Origin of the sequence: Catenulispora sp. MAP12-49 (genome assembly GCF_041262705.1) — a bacterium.
GTDB lineage: Bacteria > Actinomycetota > Actinomycetes > Streptomycetales > Catenulisporaceae > Catenulispora.
In genome coordinates this window covers 201132-219819 of record NZ_JBGCCP010000011.1, presented here as the reverse complement: position 1 = coordinate 219819, position 18688 = coordinate 201132, and the positions used below count along the sequence as shown (strand labels likewise).

The following is an 18688-nucleotide window of genomic DNA, read 5'->3' as shown; positions in this document are numbered from 1 at the left end:
TGCCGTTCGAAGTCTCGGTGTTCAGAATCCCACCTGCTCGTAGACGTCCTCTATCGCGGCCACGACCTGGTCCCAGCGGCTGTCGGCGACCCGCGCGGCGCCGGCCGCGGCCGCGGCGGCCAATGCCGAGCGGTCCCGGGCAAGGGTGTCGATCGCGGCGGCCAGGGCCTGCGGATCCGGCTCGGCGAGCACGCCGGCACCCTCGACCGTCTCGATGTTGCCGGGCACCGCGGTGGCCAGCACCGGCAGCCCGGCGGCCATGGCCTCCAGCACCACCAGCGCCATGCCCTCCCGGTCGGAGGGCAGGACGAACAGCTCGGCGTCGGCGTACTCCTTGAGCAGGTCGTCGCCGTGCTTGCGGCCGACGAACTCCACCCGGTCGCCCAGTCCGAGCCGAGCCGCCTGGGTCAGCAGGTCTTGGCGCAGATCGCCGTCGCCGACGAGCCGCAGCCGCACCGGCTCGTCGACCTGGGCCATCGCGTCGAGCAGCCGGGCGACGTTCTTCTGGATGTCGAGCCGGCCGACGAACAGCAGCCGCAGCGGGTCGGACTCCGAACCGGCTGCCGGCTCCGCGCGCGGGGGGCGTGGCGGCAGGAAGAACTCTTCGGCCACGCCGTTGGGGACCACGTAGACCTTCGTCCGGTCCACACCGTAGCGCTCGGCCAGGAAATCGCGCTGGGACTCGGTGAGCACGATGACGCCGGCCGCCCCCCGGACGACTCGGCCGAACAGGTGCGTCTTGTAATAGGGCAGCAGTCGGCCCAGCGGGCCTGAGGCGTCGACTTCCATGTGGAAGTGCAGGATGTACTTCAGGCCGCGCATGCGGGCGCTGAGCCAGACCTGTTCCGGCACGACCGCGGTCGCGCAGTGCAGGTGGATCACCGTGCCGGGCCGGATCCGCAGCAGTGAGCCGAACATGCCGGGGGCCAGCGATGTGTGTGCGACGGTCAGCGACCGGTGCCGCAGGACCTTGACGCCGCCCGCTTCGACCGCGCGGCGCGGCGCGCCGCCGGCCCTGTTGTCGGTGGTGACCACGCTGACGTCGTGGCGGGCCGCGAGCCGCGTGGCCAGGATCTGGACCACCCGCTCCAGGCCGCCGAGCAGCGGCGGGTAGTTCGGGGTGACTTGAACGATGCGCCGTCGTTTGCCTCGCGCGGAGACGTCGGAGGGTATGTGCTCGGGGGAGCTGTGTTCGGTCATGCCACCGCGATCTTGTAATGGAGGGTTTCGGTGCTGCCGGCGAGGGAGACCCAGACTGTGACGGCCGCGGGATTGACGGGCATGCTGACGACAGTGCTCAACGCCTGGCCGTCCCACTTGAGGTCGGCGGTCCGGCTGTCGTCGATCCGGCCCTGGGCATCGACCGTCCAGACCCGGACGTTGTAGGCGTCCGTGGTGGTCTGCACGGCGTGCACGCTCACCGGCACGGTCAACACGGTGCCGTCCACCTGCGGCGGCGTGGTGAAGTACAGGGCCGTGTACGGCTGCGGCAATCTGGTGAACGAGTCCCGCAGCTGGGCGCGGACCGGCGGCAGCGCCAGCAGAACGCAGACGGCTGCCAGGCCGGCTGCGCAGATCGTGAGTGCTCGGCGGTGCCGGTCCAGGAGTGTGCGGACGGACATCGGTGATGCCGGTCCGGCACCGGAGCCGGTATCAGCGTCCGCAGCGGTGTCGGGACCAGAGCCCGGGTCGGCCGCCTGGCCGGCCGGCCGCAGCACGGCCGACCGGCTCAATTGCATCGTGTCGGCCATCGGGTCCGGATGATCCGTCTTGCGGCCCTGCCGAGCGGAGAGTTCCCATGCCGATCGGCTCAACACCATCGTCACCGCGCTGGGGTCGTCCTCCCAAGGCGGACCAGCCGGATCGGCCGGACCGCCTTGTCCGGCCGATCCGGCTGGTCCGGAAGCCGGATCCGGATCGCCGTCCCGCGCATCGCGGGGTTGTCCGGAGTCCGGGTCGGTTCCCGAAGACGCCGCGGGAACGGCGTCCAGGTGTCGGCCGGACTCGGCCGGGGACTTCTGGGACCGTGCCGCGAACAGCCCGGCGAACACGTCGCTCAGGCTGCTGTGCCGCTGCCGGTCTGGCATCCCGGTGTTGCTCCTTCTGCCTCTGACACGCTCGCCGAACGCATGGCCGGGAGCCGGACACCCTTGGCCCGGGTGTGGACGGCGGCGTCCTGGTCCTGGTGGGAGCCGTCGGACGCCGGACCGTCGTGCCGGATCCGATGGCCGATGAGGTGGGCCATGTTCCGGACGCCGTCGCGGACCGAGTTGAGCTTCACATCGCCGCCGCGTACCCGGTACTCGATGTGAGTCTCGGTCACCTTATAGCCCGCGAGCACCGCCGCGTTCTTGATCTCCTGGGAGAAGGCCATGCCCGGGGAACGGACGTCGATCCCGGCCCAGACATGCCGGTGGAAGATCCACATACCGGACTGCGAGTCGCGGATGCCGTGCCGGAAGATGAGCCGGCTGACGAAGCTCAGAGCGTGGTTGGCCCAGAAGTGGGACTGCTTCATCGCGCCGCGGTTGGCCGAGTGCAGGCGGTCGGTGGTCATGAAGTCCGCGCCGGAGCTCTCCAGCTCGGCCAGCAGCTCCGGCAGGTGGTCGAACGGGTAGGTGCGGTCGGCGTCGCCGGAGGCGATCACCTCGCCCGAGGCGGCGGCGAAGCCGGCCTTGTAGGCGTTGCCGTAGCCCTTCTCGGGCTGGAACACGACCCGGGCGCCGGCCGCCCGCGCCAGCTCCCCGGTGCCATCGCTGCAGTTGTTGTCCACCACGACGATCTCGGTCGACCAACCCAAATCAGACAACTGCGAAACCGGTATGGAGGCTATTACGTCTTCTATGTTCTCGGCCTCGTTATAAGCCGGTATCACGACCGACAGCGATCGCATTCGAGTTTCCCCCCAAGGGATGGTCTGGCGGCGGTGCCTTCAGCCCTGAGGCGCCGCCAATGGCTGGTGGCAGAAGGTATACGGCGAACTACACGTGGTGCGGGTACTCAGGGGGCACCAGATGAACAAGTGCTTCGTGCCGGATCGCGGGCGGTCGAACTTGTCTGGGGCACCGTGCCGTCGGTGGCGTGCGGCGTCGAAATCATAGGGCATGCCGCCCTGAAATCCGACGATGGAGCCGATACGTGTAGAGCATTTTAAGAATATGTTTGGATGTGTGCGCTTGCCCGACGTAGATCCTCGGCAGGGCCTGCGGTCCCAGGGACTGCCGGGAGATGATCGCGCAGGCGTGTTCGTAGCCGGCCTCGGCGACGGCCGAGCGGGCCGCGGCGTCCATGGACCCGTAGGCGTAGCAGTAGCCGCCCACCGGTTTCCCGAGAAGATCGGAGAGTCTCTCGCGGCTGTCCGCGATCTCCGCTCGCAGTACCTCGGGCCTCGCGCCTTCCAACGCCACGTGCATAGTGCCGTGCGACCCGACTTCGAACCCGGCGTCCGCCCAACGCCGGATCCCCGCCTCGTCCACCAGCGGCCACGGGGTGCCCTCGTCCCACTCGTTCGCCCCGCCGATCCGGCCGGCCAGGACATAGGACGTCGCGGAGAAACCGAAGCGCTGCAACACGGGCAGTGCGTTCTCGATGACGTCGGTGTATCCGTCGTCGAAGGTGAGGCCGACCAGGCCGCGTGCCGACCCGGCGGCCCGGGCGGCGAGGAGTTCGGCCACGGAGACGCCGCGCAGCCCGCGGCGCTTCAGCGTCGCCATCTGCTCCTCGAACCGCTCCGGGGTGACGACCAGGTTGTTCGGGTCGTGCTGATGGGTGCCCACGGAGTGGTACATCATGATCAACGGCAGGTGCGGCTGACGCCGGCCTGCCGCCTTCGAGGTGGGGGAGGGGGCTTCGGTCATTGAGTTTCCGACACCTATGCAAGTCGAGATGGCCGGGCTGCCAGTGTGCAGCATATGCCTAGGACATGCCACCTGATCCGATGGGTCCGGGTCTGGCAGGGGCCGGGCCGGTCGGCGGACCTGCGGGGCGGACCCAAGATCGTCATCGCCGGGACCGGGCTCGGAGGCGCCGTGATCGAGAGCGCTGATTTCCGCCAACGGGTTAACAATTGTCTTATCGCCACGGGCAATTGGACATGGTGACCAATGTCGCCGTCGTTTACAACGGCGGAGTATACGGCGCGCCAGGGGCACAGGGCTTTGATGCCGCCACGATTTTGCCGAAGGTTCAAAGTCTCCTTAGGTGCTGCCACCACGAAGTGGAAACTCCCTAATTATGCCGCCCTATTACGCGGGATGCGTCCCTCAAATCTCAGGACACTGAAATGGTCCGCAGGCCGGCGAACACCACGTTCAACCCGAACGCGAATCCGCGGTCGGCGTCGGCCCGCTGCTGGTCGGCCTTGTGCGCCTGTTCCTCGATCGTGTAGCCGTTGAGATAGCTGGTCAGCACGTCCGCGGCGTCCGTGGCGGTGGCCGCGTCCATTCCCGCCCCCGCCAGCAGTGCGCGCAGCCGCTCGATGTAGGCCAGCGCGTTCGGGCCGGGGGCGTCCATCTCGACGATGATCCGGGCGCCGTCCTGGTGCGCGAGCATCGCGTCTCGCAGGGCGTGGATCATCGCGGCGGCCTGCTCGGGCCAGTCGCCGTCCGGGACCGGTTTCGCCGAGGCCTCGGCGACGATCTGCTCGGCGACCGCGTCGAGCAGGGCCTGCCGGCTCGGATAGTGCCAGTACAGCGCGCCCACCCGGACGTCGAGCCGGGTGGCGAGCTTGCGGGTGGAGAAGGCGTCGAGGCCGGCCTCGTCCAGGAGCGTGATCGCGGCGTCCAACACCACCGCCGGGGTTAACCGCATGGGCCGATCATGCCACGGACCCGCTCCTGCCGCGGACTTGCGAATTGAACACTGCTCAAGTAACTTGAGCAGTGTTCAAGTGGTCTCCTCGGGAGGTGTGTGATGCGAGTTTCCGTGATCGGAGCGGGCCTGGGCGGCGTGTGCCTGGCGCAGGGTCTGCGTGGTGCCGGCATCGGCGTCGACGTGTACGAGCGGGACGCGGCGATCACCGCCCGCTTTCAGGGCTACCGGCTGGTGCTGAACCCGACCGGATTCGAAGCGCTGCACGGCTGCCTGCCAGAGCGCTGGCATCCGCTGCTGGACGCGATCGTCGACGACACGACCGTCGAGCGGCTGATCCTGGACCCGCGGCTGAACAAGATCGGCGAGCTCGGCCCGCCCCGCTCCGGCCTGGTCGTCGACCGGCACGTGCTCCGCCACCTGCTGCTGACCGGACTCGACGTGCACACCGGCGCCGGGCTCACCGGCTACGACGTGCTGAACGACGGCGCGAACGGCGAAGCCCCCAGGGTCCAGGCGCACTTCGCGCAGGGCGAGTCCGCCACCGCCGACCTGCTCGTCGGCGCGGACGGCGTCAACTCCGCCGTCCGCACAGTCCTGACGCCGCGGACGCTCCCGACCGACACCGGCGTCCGCTTCGTCATCGGCCGCACCCCGCTGACCGAGCAGTTCCAGGGCCTGTCCCGGGCCTGGGGCGCGAAGATCGCCGGCGACGGCGTCAGCCTGCTGCTCGGCGCGATGCACTTCCGCATCCCGCCGAAGCAGGCGGCCGCAGAACTGGCGCCCGAGGTGACCCTGCCCGACACCGGCGACTACGTCCGCTGGGCCATGATCCTGCCGGCGAACGGCTCCCTCGGCGAGCAGACCCCGCAGGAGGCCGTCCTGTCCCGGATCGAGGGCTGGCACCCGGACCTGCGGGCCCTCATCGAGCAGGCCGACCCCGACAACAGCACCCTGCTGTCCATCCGCGTCGTCGAACCGCGCGACCGCTGGGCCCCCGGCCCGGTCACCCTCCTGGGCGACGCCATCCACGCCACCTCCCCGACCGGAGGCAACGGCGCGAACACCGCCCTGCGCGACGCCGACGTCCTGCGCCGCAGCCTGATCCAGACCGACGGCGGCGGCCGCGGGCTGCTCGACGCGGTCGGCGACTACGAGCGGCAGATGCTGGAGTACGGCGCCGAGGCTGTGCGGCAGAGTCTTGAGGCGCTGCCGGCGTATGTCGGGAAGCCGTAGGCGGTAGTCAGTAGTTCAGTAGTCAGCCGAGCGTCGCACTGTTCACCCGCTCACCGTCAGCACCGCCTTCCCCCGGAACGCCCGAGCGGCCATCCGCTCGAATACCTCGGGGGTCCGCGTCCAGTCCAGCACCAGGCCGATGTGCGGGGTCAGGCGGCCGTCGGCGACCAGGCGGGCCAGGATTGTCAGGTCCTCGCCCTTGGTCTGCTCGGGGTGCGGGCTGATGAAGCCGACGATGTGCGCGTTCCAGCCCTGTGCGTAGAAGTCGGCGAGGCTGATCTCGGTGGTGCGTCGGCCCGGGTTGCCGTACCAGGCGACGTGGCCGCCGGGGGCGACGAGCCGGACCGCGGCGGCCAGGACGTCGCCGCCGACCCCTTCCAGCACCAGGTGGAACGGGCCGAGGGTGGCCTCGGCGTCGTCAAGGGACGTCACCACCCGGTGCGCGCCGAGGGCCTGGGCGTCCTGGATCCGCTCCGGGCTGCTGACCAGTGCCGTCACCGTCGCGCCGGCCGCCACCGCCAGCTGGACCGCGAACTGGCCGACGCCGCCGGTGGCGCCGGTGACCAGGACCTGGCGGCCCAGCACCGCGCCGCCGACGCGCAGGGCCCGCAGTGCGGTGAGGCCGGCGATGGGCAGGGCGGCGGCCTGTTCGAAGGACACCGCGTCGTCGAGTGCGGCCAGGCAGTGGGTCGGGACCGGGACCCGCTGGGCCCAGCCCTCGGCGTCCAGGTAGCAGGCCACGCGGGTGCCCTCGGCCGGGCCGCTGCCGTCGGCGGCCGCGCGGAGCACGACGCCGGCGGCGTCCTGTCCGGGGCGCCAGCCGTCGGGGCGGCGCGAGATCAGGGTGGCCTCGTCGTTGTTCACCGCGTAGGCGCGGACCTCCACCAGGGCCTCGTGCGGCTTCGGCGCGGGCTCGGGCAGGTCCTCGTTCAGGCGCAGCCCGGCGCGGCCCGCCGGGTCGGTGATGAATCCCCTCATGCGGCCTGATTCGATCACACTCCGGCGGCGGCCGACGGGCCCGCCGTCAGCCGGGGACCCGGCATTCGAAGGCGTGCAGGTACGGATTGACGGCCCGCACCTCGTCGACCCGCAGCCCGGCCTCGGTCAGCCGGGCGAACATGCTCGCCCGCGTGTGCTTCGCCCCGCCGACGTTCAGCAGCAGCAACAGGTCCATGGCGGTGGTGAACCGCATCGACGGGCTGTCGTCGACCAGGTTCTCGACCGCCACGACCCGCGCGCCCGGCCGGGCCGCCGCGACCACGTTGCGCAGCGTTCTGCGGGTGCTGTCGTCGTCCCACTCCAGCAGGTTCTTGATGATGTACAGGTCGGCCTGGACCGGAACCTCGATCCGGCAGTCGCCCGGCACCAGCCGGGCCCGGGACGCCAGCGCGCCGCCCTCGCGCAGCCGGGCATCGGCCCGCTCGATCACCTGCGGCAGGTCCAGGAGCGTCCCCTGGACTTCGGGATGCTTCCCCAACAGGTCGGCCAGGACGTGCCCCTGGCCGCCGCCGATGTCGGCGATGCTCTCGACCCCGTCCAGGACCAGGAATCCCGCGAGGTCGGCCGCCGACTGCCTGCTGGACCGGGTCATGGCCTTGTCGAACACCTTGGCCGACTCGCCCGCGTCCTCATGCAGGTAGGTGAAGAACTCCTTGCCGAACAGGTCGGGGAAGACGCTTTGCCCGCTCCGCACGGCCTCGTCCAGCCGGGGCCAGGCCTGCCACGTCCACGGCTCCGTGCACCACAGGGCGATGTAATGCAGGCTGTTCGGCGTGTCCTTGCGGAGCTGCAGGGACATGTCGGTGTGGGTGTACCGGCCGCCGTCGGCCTCGGCGAAGACGCCGTAGCTGGACAGGGCCCGCAGCAGCCGCTTCAGCGGCCCGGGCTCGACGCGGACGGCCGAGGCCAGCTCCGCGACGGTCATCGGCTCCTCGCCCAGCGCGTCGGCGACCTCCAGGGAGGCCGCCGCCCGGATCGCCGCGGCGCAGGCGGCGCCGAAGACCAGTTCTCGAAGACGCATGGCGGACTGCGGGGTGGACGGTTGTGTGGTGGTCATCGGCGGTCACCTTCGCATTGCAGACGGATCCGGTGCAGTGGCGACTCCATTCGAGCCGGTGATCTCCGATTCCGCGCCTCTGACTACCCTCTCCGGGTGGTGCGCCGCGTCAGCCGCCGCCCATTTCCGAGGAACAGACGGTGATCGGCTCCAGGTCGGCGGCGACGGCGACCCGGCCGGAGTACCCGCGCTGCGCCAGGTGCCAGCGTTCCAGCGGGTTGTCGGCGGGCACCAGGTGCGTGAGCACGAGGTTGCGGGCCCGCGCGGGTTCGGCGACCTCGGCGCCGACCTGCTCGATCGTGGTGTGGGAGCCCAGCAGGTGCGCGCGCAGCGGAGCGGCCTGCGCCGGCGGGAGCGTGCCGACGACGCGGTCGACGAATTCCGGGTCGATCACCTCGTGCACCAGATAGTCGGTGTCGCGGGCGAGGTCGATCAGGTTCTCGCTGACCGTGGTGTCGCCGGAGACGACGACGGAGCCGTCCGGGGTGTCGAAGCGGTAGGCGAGGGCGGGCGCGGTCGGGTGGTGGTCGACGAGCGTGGCGGTGACCGTCACGTCGCCGTTGCGCCACACCGGGATCGGCGTGCTCAGCCGGGGTGGGATCCCGCCGGGATCGGGCGTCCAGATCCCGGCGAGGCCGACGTCGTGGATCTGGAACAGGCCGCCGGGATCCGGCGCCGAGCCGTCCCGGGCCCTGTCGTTCAGGTCCGCCGCGAAAGACTGCCGCAGGTATGTCGTCATCCCCGTCGTGCCCGGTGTGGGATCGGCGGGATCGATGACGGGCGGCGCGGTCCGCCCTGGCGGGAACACACGGGGGAGGCTCTGGCGGGGGCCCGGCCCCCAGACCTGGATCGGGGGAGCGGTGCGGCCGATCGAGTTCGAGCCCGCGGTCCAGTAGAGGCCGGGCCAGTCGGCGACGTGGTCGCTGTGCAGATGCGTGAAGAAGATCCCGCAGACGGCGCCGAGGGTGTTGCCCGCCGGGGTCAGAGCAGGGTTGATTCCGCTTTGCACGAGCCGGTGGTAGGCACCCAGTCCCAGGTCGACCAGGTACACCTGGTCCTGGTACACGATCGCGGTGGACGTTCCGGCACGGGCCGGGTTCATGATGGTCGGGCCGCCGGCGGTGCCCAGGGGGATGATCCGGGTCCTGCCGTGTGGCCGCGGCTTGCCGGATGCCGAGGCTGTGCCGGTTGTGAGGACCGATGCCGCGGTGGTGCTGCCGAGGATCTGCAAGAACCGGCGGCGGTTTGTGCCGGCGGCTTCCGGGCCGGTCGTTTCTGTACCGGTCGTTTCCGCGCCGGTCGTGACGTCACACACCGCGGCGCGCTCCGGTGACCTTCGAGGACGGCAGGCGTCCGGCTTTGGAGGTTCCGGTGAGCGTGTCGCCGACGATCCGCACGGAGAAGGCCAGGTTCAGCCGCAAGGGCTTGGTGATGGCCTGCTTCCACCTGAGCTGGTCGCCGTCGAGGACGACGTCCTCGAGCGGAACCTCCTCGCCGGCTCCGCGGGCGACGCCCGTCAGAATCCCGTTCTCCTCCCGGAATTCCGCCATGGCCTTGATCTTGCCGACGGGGGTCGAGATGGACAGGTCCCAGGTGCCTTCTGCATACATCGCTTGCTCTCCTTCTGGCGGTCTTCTGACGGTTCGGATCGGGTCACAGGGCGGCGGGGAGCGGGCCCGCGCCGCGCCAGACGACGCCGCGGCGCTCGTGGGCGAACAGCTCCTCGACGGCATGGGCGATCCGCGGGCCGACTTCGCGCTCCAGGAGGTACAGGCCCAGGTCCAGTCCGGAGGTGACGCCGGCGCCGGTGACCAGGTCGCCGTCGTCGACCACGCGGGCGTGCACGGCCTGGACGCCGATCGCGTCGAGCATGTCCATGCCCTGATGGTGGGTGGTGGCGTGCCGGCCCTCCAGCAGCCCGGCCATGGCCAGGACCAGCGACCCGCCGCACACGGAGGCCATCAGCACCTCGGGGTTGTCCATCGCGGCCTTCAGCAGTGCGGGCAATCCGGTGTCCAGGGTGCGGCCGAGCAGCACCGGGATGAACTCGTCCGCCCGCCATTCACCCGCGGCGCCCGCCTCTTCCTCGGGGACCTCGCCGGGTTCGCCGACGCGGCCGGAGGCGCCGGGGACCAGCACCAGGCCGGCCCGGTCCGGATCGAGGGTGCCGGTCGCGCGCAGCGCCAGCCCGCCGGTGCCGCTGACCACCTCGCGCGGCCCCTCGGCGGTGACGAATTCGACGGTCACCGCGCCGCCGGAGGCCATGCCCCCGGCGTACAGGACCTCGAACGGGGCGATGGCGTCGAGCGGGTCGAACCCGTCGAACAAGACGATTTGAACGTGCATCGAGAGCGTCCTTCTGCAAGCTTGACGAAGGGGCGTATCGCCCGGATATCTCGACCGTAGCCAGGGCGGGGCGGGTCGCCCCAGTGGCATTTTCGACAAGCTTCAACGAGATTGCGACAGCACGGGATCATGGCGGCACGGGATGGTGGCCGCAGCCGGTCAGGGCCGCCGTGACCAGATGGGTGTGACTTTCACCTGAATAGGGCGGTTCACCCCATAGTGTGAGGGTAGCGGCCAGGGTGTTGACACCTGACGGAAGGAGGCGGGCTGGTGGCTGCCCTGCACGAGGTCGACCCTGGCGACTCGGACGCCATTGAGGACTGCTACAGCACCGCACTGGCCAGCCGCGACCTTCCCAAGAAGCGGATGCCGGAGCACCCGTCGCCGGCGGACTCGGTGCGCGATCTCATCCTGGACGAGCTCGCCCTGGACGGGAACGCGTCGCAGAACCTGGCGACCTTCTGTTCGACGTTCCTGGATCACGAGGCGCACGAGCTGATGGCTGTGTGCGTCGACAAGAACATGGTCGACAAGGACGAGTACCCGCAGACCGCGGAGATCGAGAACCGCTGCGTGCACATCCTGGCCGACCTGTGGAACGCGCCGCCCGGACCGACCGCCGGCACCTCCACGACCGGGTCCTCGGAGGCGGCGATGCTCGCCGGGCTGGCGCTGAAGTGGCGCTGGCGCGCGGCGCGCAAGGCCGCCGGCAAGCCCGCGGACCGGCCGAACCTGGTGTGCGGGCCGGTGCAGGTGTGCTGGGAGAAGTTCGGGCGGTACTTCGACGTCGAGCTGCGCCAGATCCCGGTCCTGCCCGACGCCACCGGGCTGCGGCCGGAGCAGCTGCGCGCGGCGGTCGACGAGAACACGATCGGCGTCGTGGGCATCCTCGGCGTGACCTACACCTGCGACTACGAGCCGATCAAGGAGCTTGCCGCCGAGCTCGACGCGATCGAGAAGGACACCGGTCTGGACATCCCGTTGCACGTGGACGCGGCCAGCGGCGGGTTCGTCGCGCCGTTCCTGCAGCCGGACCTGTGGTGGGACTTCCGGGTCCCGCGGGTGGCCTCGATCAACGCCTCGGGCCACAAGTACGGCATGGCGCCCCTGGGCGTGGGCTGGGTGGTGTGGCGCTCCCCGGAGCTGCTGCCGGAGGACCTGGTGTTCCGGGTGAGCTACCTCGGCGGCAACATGCCCACGCTCGCGCTGAACTTCTCCCGGCCCGGCGGCCAGGTCATCGCGCAGTACTTCAACTTCCTGCGCTACGGCCGGGAGGGCTACCGGAAGATCTACGAGGTCGCCTCGCAGGCCGGGCAGGCTCTGGGGCGCCGCGTCGCGCAGATGGGACCCTTCGAGCTCGTGTACGACGGCAAGAACGCCTTGCCGGCGGTGAGCTGGAAGCTCAAGGACCCCGACAACGCCGGGTTCACGCTCTACGACCTGACCGACCGGCTGCGCACGCGCGGGTGGCAGGTCCCGGCGTATCCGCTCCCGGCGGACCGTCAGGAGACGGTGATCCAGCGCGTCCTGGTCCGGCACGGCATCGGCCACGACAAGCTGGCGCTGCTCGGGGACGACATCGAGCGCGAGGTCAAGCGGCTCCAGGAGGCGGGGCGGCAGGGGACGTCGGTGGCGCCGCAGCAGACCGGGTTCCATCACTGAGACGGCGGTCCGGCCTCGGCCTCGTTCCGCTCGACCAGGAGCAGGACGGCGCCGAGGAGGAACAGCACCGCGCCGATCAGCGTCCCGAGGTTGGCGATCGGGGAGCTGAGCAGGTCGGCCGTCCCGGGCTGCACGAACGCGGCGGCCGCCGACACGCCGAAGGCGACCGAGCCGGCCAGGTTCGCCAGCGTGATCCACCACGCGACCGACCGGGGCCGCCACGCGAACCATCCGTGGCAGGCCTCGTACCAGGCCAGCGTGCTGGCCACGAGGAAGCAGACGGAGCCCACCGCGTCCGGCCGCCAGACGTGGTGCCGGTACAGGTCCGAGCCGATGGTGGCGCCGACGGCCAGCCCGGTGCTGACGTTGAACGCCAGCGTCCCGATCGACTGCCAGGCTGTCGCCTGCCAGTCGATGCGGCCCGGCAGGTAGACCAGGACGCGGCGGCCGTGGCGCAGGCCGGCCGGGACAGCGTCGACCGCTTCCCGGTACTGCAGGAACCCGGCCGAGGTGAAGAAGACCGACCCGGCGAAGAAGGTGAGCCCGTCGGCCCGCAGGCCCACCGCGTTCGCGTAGGCGGGCAGGACGCCGAGGGCGAACAGCGCGGACCCGATCGCGAACAGGACGCCGATCCACCAGCTCCGGTCGCGCGGGGCCCACCAGGTCTCACGGCCGGCCGGGGCCGGGCTCTGGTGCTTGCGGCGCCAGCGGGAGTCCCGCTTCGGGCGGCCCTTCCCCGCGTCGGTGTTCATCATCATGAATCACACCTTTTATTCGCCGCGATCGCACGCCGCCATCCGTTCAGCCGACGCTGCCTTCACCCGCTTGGAGCAGCCAGGCCCCTCGCGTGGTTTGTCCGCCGGGCGAAACGCGCAGGTGATCATCATGCTCTGGGAGGCGATCCCGTCGGCGGTGGCCGCCGCGTTCTCGCCGTCGACGCTGCTCATCGTCGCCGGTCTGCTGGGCTTGGCGCATCCCCTGCGCAACGCCGTGATCTTCCTGATCACCGCGGCCGCGGTCACCCTGGGTGTCGGCTTCGCCGTGGTGGAGGTGCTGACGAGCACCAGCGTGGACGACAGCAGCAAGCACCATACGGTGCCGCCGGCCATCGACCTGGCCATCGGACTGGTCATCCTGGCGTTCGGGCTGTACGTGGCCCGCCGCAAGCCCCGCGCGAAGAAGGACAAGAAGAAGCCCGAGGAGCGCGAGATGCGGCTTCTCGTCGTCGTCGGGCTGGGCTTGGTACTGGGATCGCCGTCCCCGCTGTATCTGGCGTCGTTGCACTCGATCGCCAAGGGCAACCCCAGCACGGCGGCTGTGGTGTTCGACGTGATCCTGCTCGCGGCGATCGTGCTCTTGATGGCCGAACTGCCGATCGCGTACTACGCGATCGCCCCGGAGCGCGCCGCCGCGGCCCTGCGGGCGGTCAACGAGTGGCTCGCCCGCCACGGCCGCGTGATCGGCTTGAGCGCGGCGGCGATCGTGGGCACGTACTTCGTCATCCACGGGATCGTCGGGCTGGCATAGCGCGGCTGCCCGCATTCGACCACTAACATGCGCTTATGACCGATTCGGCCGCCTCCGGGCCCTCGTCTGCCCCGAACCCCGCCGACCTGCTGAAGTCCCGCGCCTACGTGGCGATGCTGGTGATGGCCGCCGTGGTCGGGGTCGTGGTGTCCACCGTGGCCTACTTCTATCTCAAAGCGGTCACCTCGGCGCAGACCTCCATCTTCACGACGCTGCCCGGGGACCTGTGGTCCAAGCCGCCGGTGTGGTGGCCGCTGATCCCGCTGTTCGTCGCCGGCGTGGTGGTGGCGTGCTGCATCAGGTTCCTGCCGGGGACTTCCGGCCACAAGCCGGCCGAGGGGTTCAAGGCGTCCGGCACGGTCCGCCCGGTCGACCTCCCCGGCGTCGTCGCGGCCTCGTTCGTCACCCTCGCGTTTGGCGCCGTGCTCGGCCCGGAGGCGCCGCTGATCGCCATCGGCAGCGGGCTCGGGGCCCTGGCGGTGCGGCTGCTCAAGCGCGGCGCCCCGGACCGCGCGGTCGCCGCCATCGCCGCCGCCGGGGCCTTCGCCGCGATCGCCACGCTGCTGGGCTCGCCGGTCGTCGGCGCGTTCCTGATCATGGAGACCGCCGGGCTCGGCGGGCCGATGCTGGGCGTGGTCCTGGTGCCCGGCCTGCTCGCGGCCGGCGTCGGCGCGCTGATCTTCGTGGGACTGGACGACTGGACCGGGTACGGCACCTTCAGCCTGAGCATCCCCGGCGCCCCCGCCTTCACCACGCCGACCGGCTACGAGCTGCTGTGGGCGCTGGTCATCGGCCTGGCGGCCGCGCTGGTCGGCACGGTCATCCGCCGCGCGTCCCTGGCCCTGCAGGCGGTGGTCGAGCCGCGCATGATCATCCTCATGCCGCTGGTCGGCCTGGCCGTGGCCGGCTGCGCGATCGCCTTCGCCGAGAGCACCAGCCACGGCGCTTCCGAGGTGCTGTTCTCCGGTCAGACGGCCCTGCCCGCGCTGATCGACAAAGCGGGAACTTGGACGGCCGGCGCGCTGGTGCTGGTGGTGCTGTTCAAGTCGGCGGCCTACGCCCTGTCGCTGAGCTGCTTCCGCGGCGGCCCGATCTTCCCGAGCCTGTACATCGGTGCCGCCGGCGGGATCGCCATGTCCCATCTGCCCGGGCTGCCGATGGTCGCCGGCGCGGCCATGGGCATCGGGGCCATGGCGGTGGCGATGCTGGGGCTGCCGATGACGTCCGTGCTGCTGCCGGCCCTGCTGTTCCCCTCCGACGCCCTGGCGCTCACCCCGCTGGTGATCGTGGCCGTCGTGGTCGCGTACGTGATCAGCGCGCGCCTCGGTACGGGGGCCGTGTCCGAGCCGCAGGCCGTCAGGACGCGGGAAGAGTGAGCACCTACGCTGGTGTTGTAGGAAGGGCAAGGCAAGCCCGCACTGACCAGCTTAGGAAGAGGAATAGCGATGGCCACCGAGAAGGCGATTCTCGCCGGAGGCTGCTTCTGGGGTATGGAGGAGCTCGTCCGCCGGGAGCCCGGCGTCGTGTCCACCCGTGTCGGCTACTCCGGCGGAGACACGCCGAACGCCACCTACCGTAATCACGGTGACCACGCGGAGTCGATCGAGATCGTCTACGACCCGGAGCAGACCGACTACCGGGCCCTGCTGGAGTTCTTCTTCCAGATCCACGACCCCACGACCGTGGACCGCCAGGGCAACGACCTGGGCCGCAGCTACCGCTCGGCGATCTACTACGTGGACGACGAGCAGAAGCGCGTGGCCGAGGACACCATCGCCGACGTCGACGCCTCCGGCCTGTGGCCGGGCAAGGTCGTCACCGAGGTCGCCCCGGCCGGCGACTTCTGGGAGGCCGAGCCGGAGCACCAGGACTACCTGCAGAAGTACCCGAACGGGTACACCTGCCACTACCCGCGCCCGAACTGGAAGCTGCCTCGGCGGGCGGCTCAGTAGGGACCGCGTGATCTTGACCGCGGGCCGGGCCGCGTAAGCGGCCGGCCCGCCTGTCGGCGCCGGCCGGGAACGACGTTCCCGGCCGGCGCCGTTCGTTTCGCCGCGCCGGAACTCCCCTGGTGAGCGGTGCTCTTTCGAGCGTCGATCGCTACCCCCGACACTGCCCGGTCATGCATCTTGCCGGCCGTGCCCCGCGGCTAGCTTGGCCGATGAGACCAGGCGGGGCCAGGACCGTTCCCGGCACCCACGCCGCCTTTTCGCGGGTCTCGGGGAGGAAGCCATGACCATCACGTATCAGCCGGGCATGCCGGCGAACCCGTTCCTCTACACGGACTTCGCCGCTCCGCACCCCAACTTCTGGGTCGGCCGGCGGGGTCAGAACCCGCCGGCGTTCCACACGGAGATCGACCAGTTCTGCGGGGTCATGGCCACCCACTGGCTCACGCACGGCTGCCCGGCCGGAGGGCTCCAGTTCGCGCAGATGCCGCAGGGGGACAGGGACGCGGCCGTCGCGACCATGGTCCAGTGGGCCGGCGGCGGCGGGCTCGCGGCGCAGGTGACCTACGCGTCGGGGCGGCTCGGCGGGGGCTCGATGGACCGGGGGACCGTCATCAAGAACGTGCAGAACCGGACCTTCGCGAACCACACCCGGATCTGGTTCGGCAACGACCTGCACAGCGAGGGCGCCATCTACAACCGCGGTTCGCAGGCCTCCGACGACCGGTACCTGTGCTACGACCCGAACACCGGGGCGACGACGCAGCGCACGGGCCAGCAGTTCGAGACCTACATCGCCTCGAAGAACGCGTTCGTCGTGCGCCAGTAGCACGCGAGTCAGCGTCATGGTCCTGCCTTATCGCGCACCGGAAGTTGCCTCCTTGGCGGCCACGGTGCGCACGTGGAGCGTTTCCCGCTCCAGGAGACTGATCGTCGCCGACCCCCATTAAGCAAGGAGGGACAGTGCCTGCCTACCGATCCCCCGGAATCTACGTCGAGGAAGTCTCCTCAGGCTCCAGGCCCATCGAGGGTGTGGGCACCGCGGTGTGCGCGTTCGTCGGCTTCACCGAGCGCGGCGTCCCCGACCAGCCGACGCTCGTCACGAACTGGACGCAGTACACGAAGGCCTTCGGCGGGTTCGTCGACGGCGGGTACCTCCCGCAGGCGGTCTACGGGTACTTCCTCAACGGCGGCGGGGCGGCGTACGTGGTCCGCGTCGGCGGCGACGAGGCGTCTGCGGCGAACGGCGTGGCGTCTGACGGCACCGCGGCCGCGGCGGCGCAGCCCGAGACATCGGCCGGACCCGGCGTGCTGCCGGCGGCGGGCGACGGCAACCGGCCGGCGCTGCGCGCGCGGGCCCTGGCCGCCGAGGGCACCGGCGGTGCGGTGGCCGTCGAGGTCGCCGACGCCAGCGAGCCCGGCGAGGACCTGTTCAAACTGATCGTCCTGGTCGACGGCCGCGAGGCGGAGGTCTTCGACAACCTCTCGCCGCGGCGGGGCGCGCGCAACGCCGCCACCGTCGTCAAGGAATCCTCCAAGCTCATCGCGCTGGAGGAGGTCAAGGGCGGGGCGGCACTGGTGCCGGCCAAGGGTGTCCGGGTCGCGCTGACCCCCACGGCAGCGGCGGCTCCGGCTGTGCCCGACGGCACCGTGCCTGCCCACATCTCCCCGAGCGACTACGTCGGGAACACGGCCGACCGCACCGGCTTCGCCGGTCTGGAGGCCATCGAGAACGTGACCATGCTCTGCGTCCCCGACCTCATGTCCGCCTACCAGGCCGGCACGGTCGACCTCGAGGGCGTGAAAGCCGTCCAGCTGGCCATGATCGCGCACTGCGAGCTGATGGCCGACCGGGTGGCGATCCTCGACGCCCCGCCCGGACTCGGCGCCCAGCAGGTCCAGGACTGGCGCGTCGGCGTCGCCGGGTACGACTCCAAGTACGCGACGCTGTACTGGCCCTGGATCAAGGTGATGGACCCGGGCCGGGGCCGTCCGGTCTTCATGCCGCCCAGCGGCCACGTCGCCGGTGTGTGGGCGCGCAGCGACGAGACCCGCGGCGTGCACAAGGCCCCGGCCAACGAAGTGATGCGCGGCGTGATCGACCTGGAGACCAACATCACCCGGGGCGAGCACGACCAGCTCAACCCGGTCGCGGTCAACTGCATCCGGTCCTTCCCGGGCCAGGGCATCCGGATCTGGGGCGCGCGGACGCTCTCCAGCGACGCCGAGTGGCGCTATCTGAACGTGCGCCGGCTGTTCAACTTCGTGGAGAAGTCCATCCTGGACGGCACCAACTGGGTGGTGTTCGAACCCAACGACAGGTTCCTGTGGGGCGCGGTGCGCCGCACGATCACCATGTTCCTGCGCCGGGTCTGGCGCAGCGGGGCGCTGTTCGGCCGCACGCCGGAGGAGGCGTTCTTCGTCAAGTGCGACGAGGAGAACAACCCCCCGGAGAACCGCGACGCCGGGATCCTCACCGTCGACATCGGCATCGCGCCGGTGAAGCCCGCGGAGTTCATCGTCTTCCGGGTGTCGCAGTACTCGCAGGGCGCGGCCCTGGAGGAATGACCGGTTCGGCTGAGCCGCAGGAAGGGCGAGAGGAAACATGTCGAGTCCCAGCTACTCCACCGTCGCGTCCGCGCCGATCTTCGTGGTCTCCGGGAACATCCCGGGCAGCAGCCAGCTGCAGAAGCTTGCCTTCCAGGAGCTGGCCGGCATCGAGAGCGGCATCAACGTCGAGCAGTACATCTCGGTGGACAACGGATACGTCAACCACACCAAGCAGTTCGGGGTGACTACCCCGCCGACGGTGACGCTCAAACGCGGCCTGGACAACAGCGGGGTGCTCTGGAACTGGCACCAGATGGCGCTCCAGGGCAACCCGGCGGCGCGCGCCGACCACCTGAACCTGCAGATCTTCGGCGGCGGGCTCCCCAGCATCAACGGCCAGTCGCCGTTCGCGAGCTACACGCTCGTGCACGCCTGGTGCGCGAAGATCAGCATCTCCTCGGCCCGGGCCGGGGAGGGCATCGTCACCGAGGACGTGACGATCGCCTGCGACCTGATCACTTTGGACTCGGAGTGACGGCAGCGGACTGACTCG

The 18688-nt window shown here is 70.5% G+C and carries 19 protein-coding genes; 8 read left to right on the top strand and 11 right to left on the bottom strand.

Annotated features, from left to right (window positions below; all coding sequences use genetic code 11):
* Nucleotides 1–21: 21 nt before the first annotated feature.
* The 5 genes from ABIA35_RS21880 to ABIA35_RS21860 form a co-directional block, all read right to left on the bottom strand.
* The gene (locus ABIA35_RS21880) at nt 22–1200 is read right to left on the bottom strand and encodes a glycosyltransferase family 4 protein (RefSeq protein WP_370344106.1); all 1179 of its coding nucleotides are present in this window, start codon (nt 1198–1200) and stop codon (nt 22–24) included.
* On the bottom strand, nt 1197–2087 hold the full coding sequence (locus tag ABIA35_RS21875) for a hypothetical protein (RefSeq protein WP_370359109.1): 891 nt from the start codon (nt 2085–2087) through the stop codon (nt 1197–1199). Before ABIA35_RS21875 ends, ABIA35_RS21880 begins: the two co-directional genes overlap by 4 nt.
* Nucleotides 2057–2893, bottom strand: a complete 837-nt coding sequence (locus tag ABIA35_RS21870) for a glycosyltransferase family 2 protein (RefSeq protein WP_370344104.1) — start codon at nt 2891–2893, stop codon at nt 2057–2059. Before ABIA35_RS21870 ends, ABIA35_RS21875 begins: the two co-directional genes overlap by 31 nt.
* 202 nt (nt 2894–3095) lie before the next feature.
* Complete coding sequence (locus ABIA35_RS21865; RefSeq protein ID WP_370359108.1) at nt 3096–3857, bottom strand: polysaccharide deacetylase family protein; 762 nt, start codon at nt 3855–3857, stop codon at nt 3096–3098.
* Between the two features lie 412 nt (nt 3858–4269).
* Nucleotides 4270–4809 carry a TetR/AcrR family transcriptional regulator C-terminal domain-containing protein gene (locus ABIA35_RS21860; protein ID WP_370344102.1) on the bottom strand — a complete coding sequence of 180 codons (540 nt, stop codon included), beginning with the start codon at nt 4807–4809 and terminating at the stop codon, nt 4270–4272.
* Nucleotides 4810–4911: 102 nt separating this feature from the next.
* On the opposite strand from ABIA35_RS21860, the gene ABIA35_RS21855 reads away from it, so the two are divergent.
* Nucleotides 4912–6045: an FAD-dependent oxidoreductase gene (locus tag ABIA35_RS21855; RefSeq protein WP_370359107.1), complete on the top strand. Its 1134-nt coding sequence runs from the start codon at nt 4912–4914 to the stop codon at nt 6043–6045.
* Between the two features lie 42 nt (nt 6046–6087).
* Here the strand turns inward: ABIA35_RS21855 and ABIA35_RS21850 are convergent, their stop codons facing one another.
* The 5 genes from ABIA35_RS21850 to ABIA35_RS21830 all read right to left on the bottom strand — a co-directional run bounded on the left by ABIA35_RS21850 (nt 6088) and on the right by ABIA35_RS21830 (nt 10447).
* Complete coding sequence (locus ABIA35_RS21850) at nt 6088–7023, bottom strand: zinc-binding dehydrogenase (protein ID WP_370359106.1); 936 nt, start codon at nt 7021–7023, stop codon at nt 6088–6090.
* 46 nt (nt 7024–7069) lie between these two features.
* Entirely contained in the window at nt 7070–8101 is a 1032-nt protein-coding gene (locus ABIA35_RS21845; protein ID WP_370359105.1) for a methyltransferase, read from the bottom strand.
* Between the two features lie 109 nt (nt 8102–8210).
* Nucleotides 8211–9416 carry an MBL fold metallo-hydrolase gene (locus ABIA35_RS21840; RefSeq protein ID WP_370359104.1) on the bottom strand — a complete coding sequence of 402 codons (1206 nt, stop codon included), beginning with the start codon at nt 9414–9416 and terminating at the stop codon, nt 8211–8213.
* Nucleotides 9409–9711, bottom strand: coding sequence for a hypothetical protein (locus ABIA35_RS21835; protein WP_370359103.1), 303 nt, complete (start codon nt 9709–9711; stop codon nt 9409–9411). The genes ABIA35_RS21840 and ABIA35_RS21835 overlap by 8 nt, the downstream gene beginning before the upstream one ends.
* A 43-nt stretch (nt 9712–9754) precedes the next feature.
* Nucleotides 9755–10447 carry a DJ-1/PfpI family protein gene (locus ABIA35_RS21830; RefSeq protein WP_370359101.1) on the bottom strand — a complete coding sequence of 231 codons (693 nt, stop codon included), beginning with the start codon at nt 10445–10447 and terminating at the stop codon, nt 9755–9757.
* A 270-nt stretch (nt 10448–10717) separates the two neighbouring features.
* Here ABIA35_RS21830 and ABIA35_RS21825 point away from each other — a divergent pair, with 270 nt between their 5' ends.
* Nucleotides 10718–12109 (top strand): glutamate decarboxylase, encoded by a 1392-nt coding sequence (locus ABIA35_RS21825; protein WP_370359100.1) that lies wholly within the window; start codon nt 10718–10720, stop codon nt 12107–12109.
* Here ABIA35_RS21825 and ABIA35_RS21820 read toward each other — a convergent pair.
* Entirely contained in the window at nt 12103–12867 is a 765-nt protein-coding gene (locus tag ABIA35_RS21820) for a hypothetical protein (protein ID WP_370359099.1), read from the bottom strand. The genes ABIA35_RS21825 and ABIA35_RS21820 overlap by 7 nt on opposite strands.
* Before the next feature lie 127 nt (nt 12868–12994).
* Between ABIA35_RS21820 and ABIA35_RS21815 the strand changes: the two genes are divergently transcribed.
* From ABIA35_RS21815 to ABIA35_RS21790, 6 genes are all read left to right on the top strand, one after another.
* Nucleotides 12995–13636, top strand: a complete 642-nt coding sequence (locus ABIA35_RS21815; RefSeq protein WP_370344092.1) for a GAP family protein — start codon at nt 12995–12997, stop codon at nt 13634–13636.
* 35 nt (nt 13637–13671) lie between these two features.
* Entirely contained in the window at nt 13672–15012 is a 1341-nt protein-coding gene (locus tag ABIA35_RS21810; protein ID WP_370344091.1) for a chloride channel protein, read from the top strand.
* A 69-nt stretch (nt 15013–15081) separates the two neighbouring features.
* Nucleotides 15082–15588: a peptide-methionine (S)-S-oxide reductase MsrA gene (gene msrA / locus ABIA35_RS21805; RefSeq protein WP_370344090.1), complete on the top strand. Its 507-nt coding sequence runs from the start codon at nt 15082–15084 to the stop codon at nt 15586–15588.
* Nucleotides 15589–15868: 280 nt separating this feature from the next.
* The gene (locus ABIA35_RS21800; protein WP_370359098.1) at nt 15869–16414 is read left to right on the top strand and encodes a hypothetical protein; all 546 of its coding nucleotides are present in this window, start codon (nt 15869–15871) and stop codon (nt 16412–16414) included.
* A gap of 134 nt (nt 16415–16548) precedes the next feature.
* Nucleotides 16549–18153 carry a phage tail sheath family protein gene (locus tag ABIA35_RS21795; RefSeq protein ID WP_370359097.1) on the top strand — a complete coding sequence of 535 codons (1605 nt, stop codon included), beginning with the start codon at nt 16549–16551 and terminating at the stop codon, nt 18151–18153.
* 37 nt (nt 18154–18190) lie between these two features.
* A complete protein-coding gene (locus ABIA35_RS21790) occupies nt 18191–18670 on the top strand; it encodes a phage tail protein (protein WP_370344087.1) in 480 nt (159 codons plus the stop codon).
* Nucleotides 18671–18688: the final 18 nt, after the last annotated feature.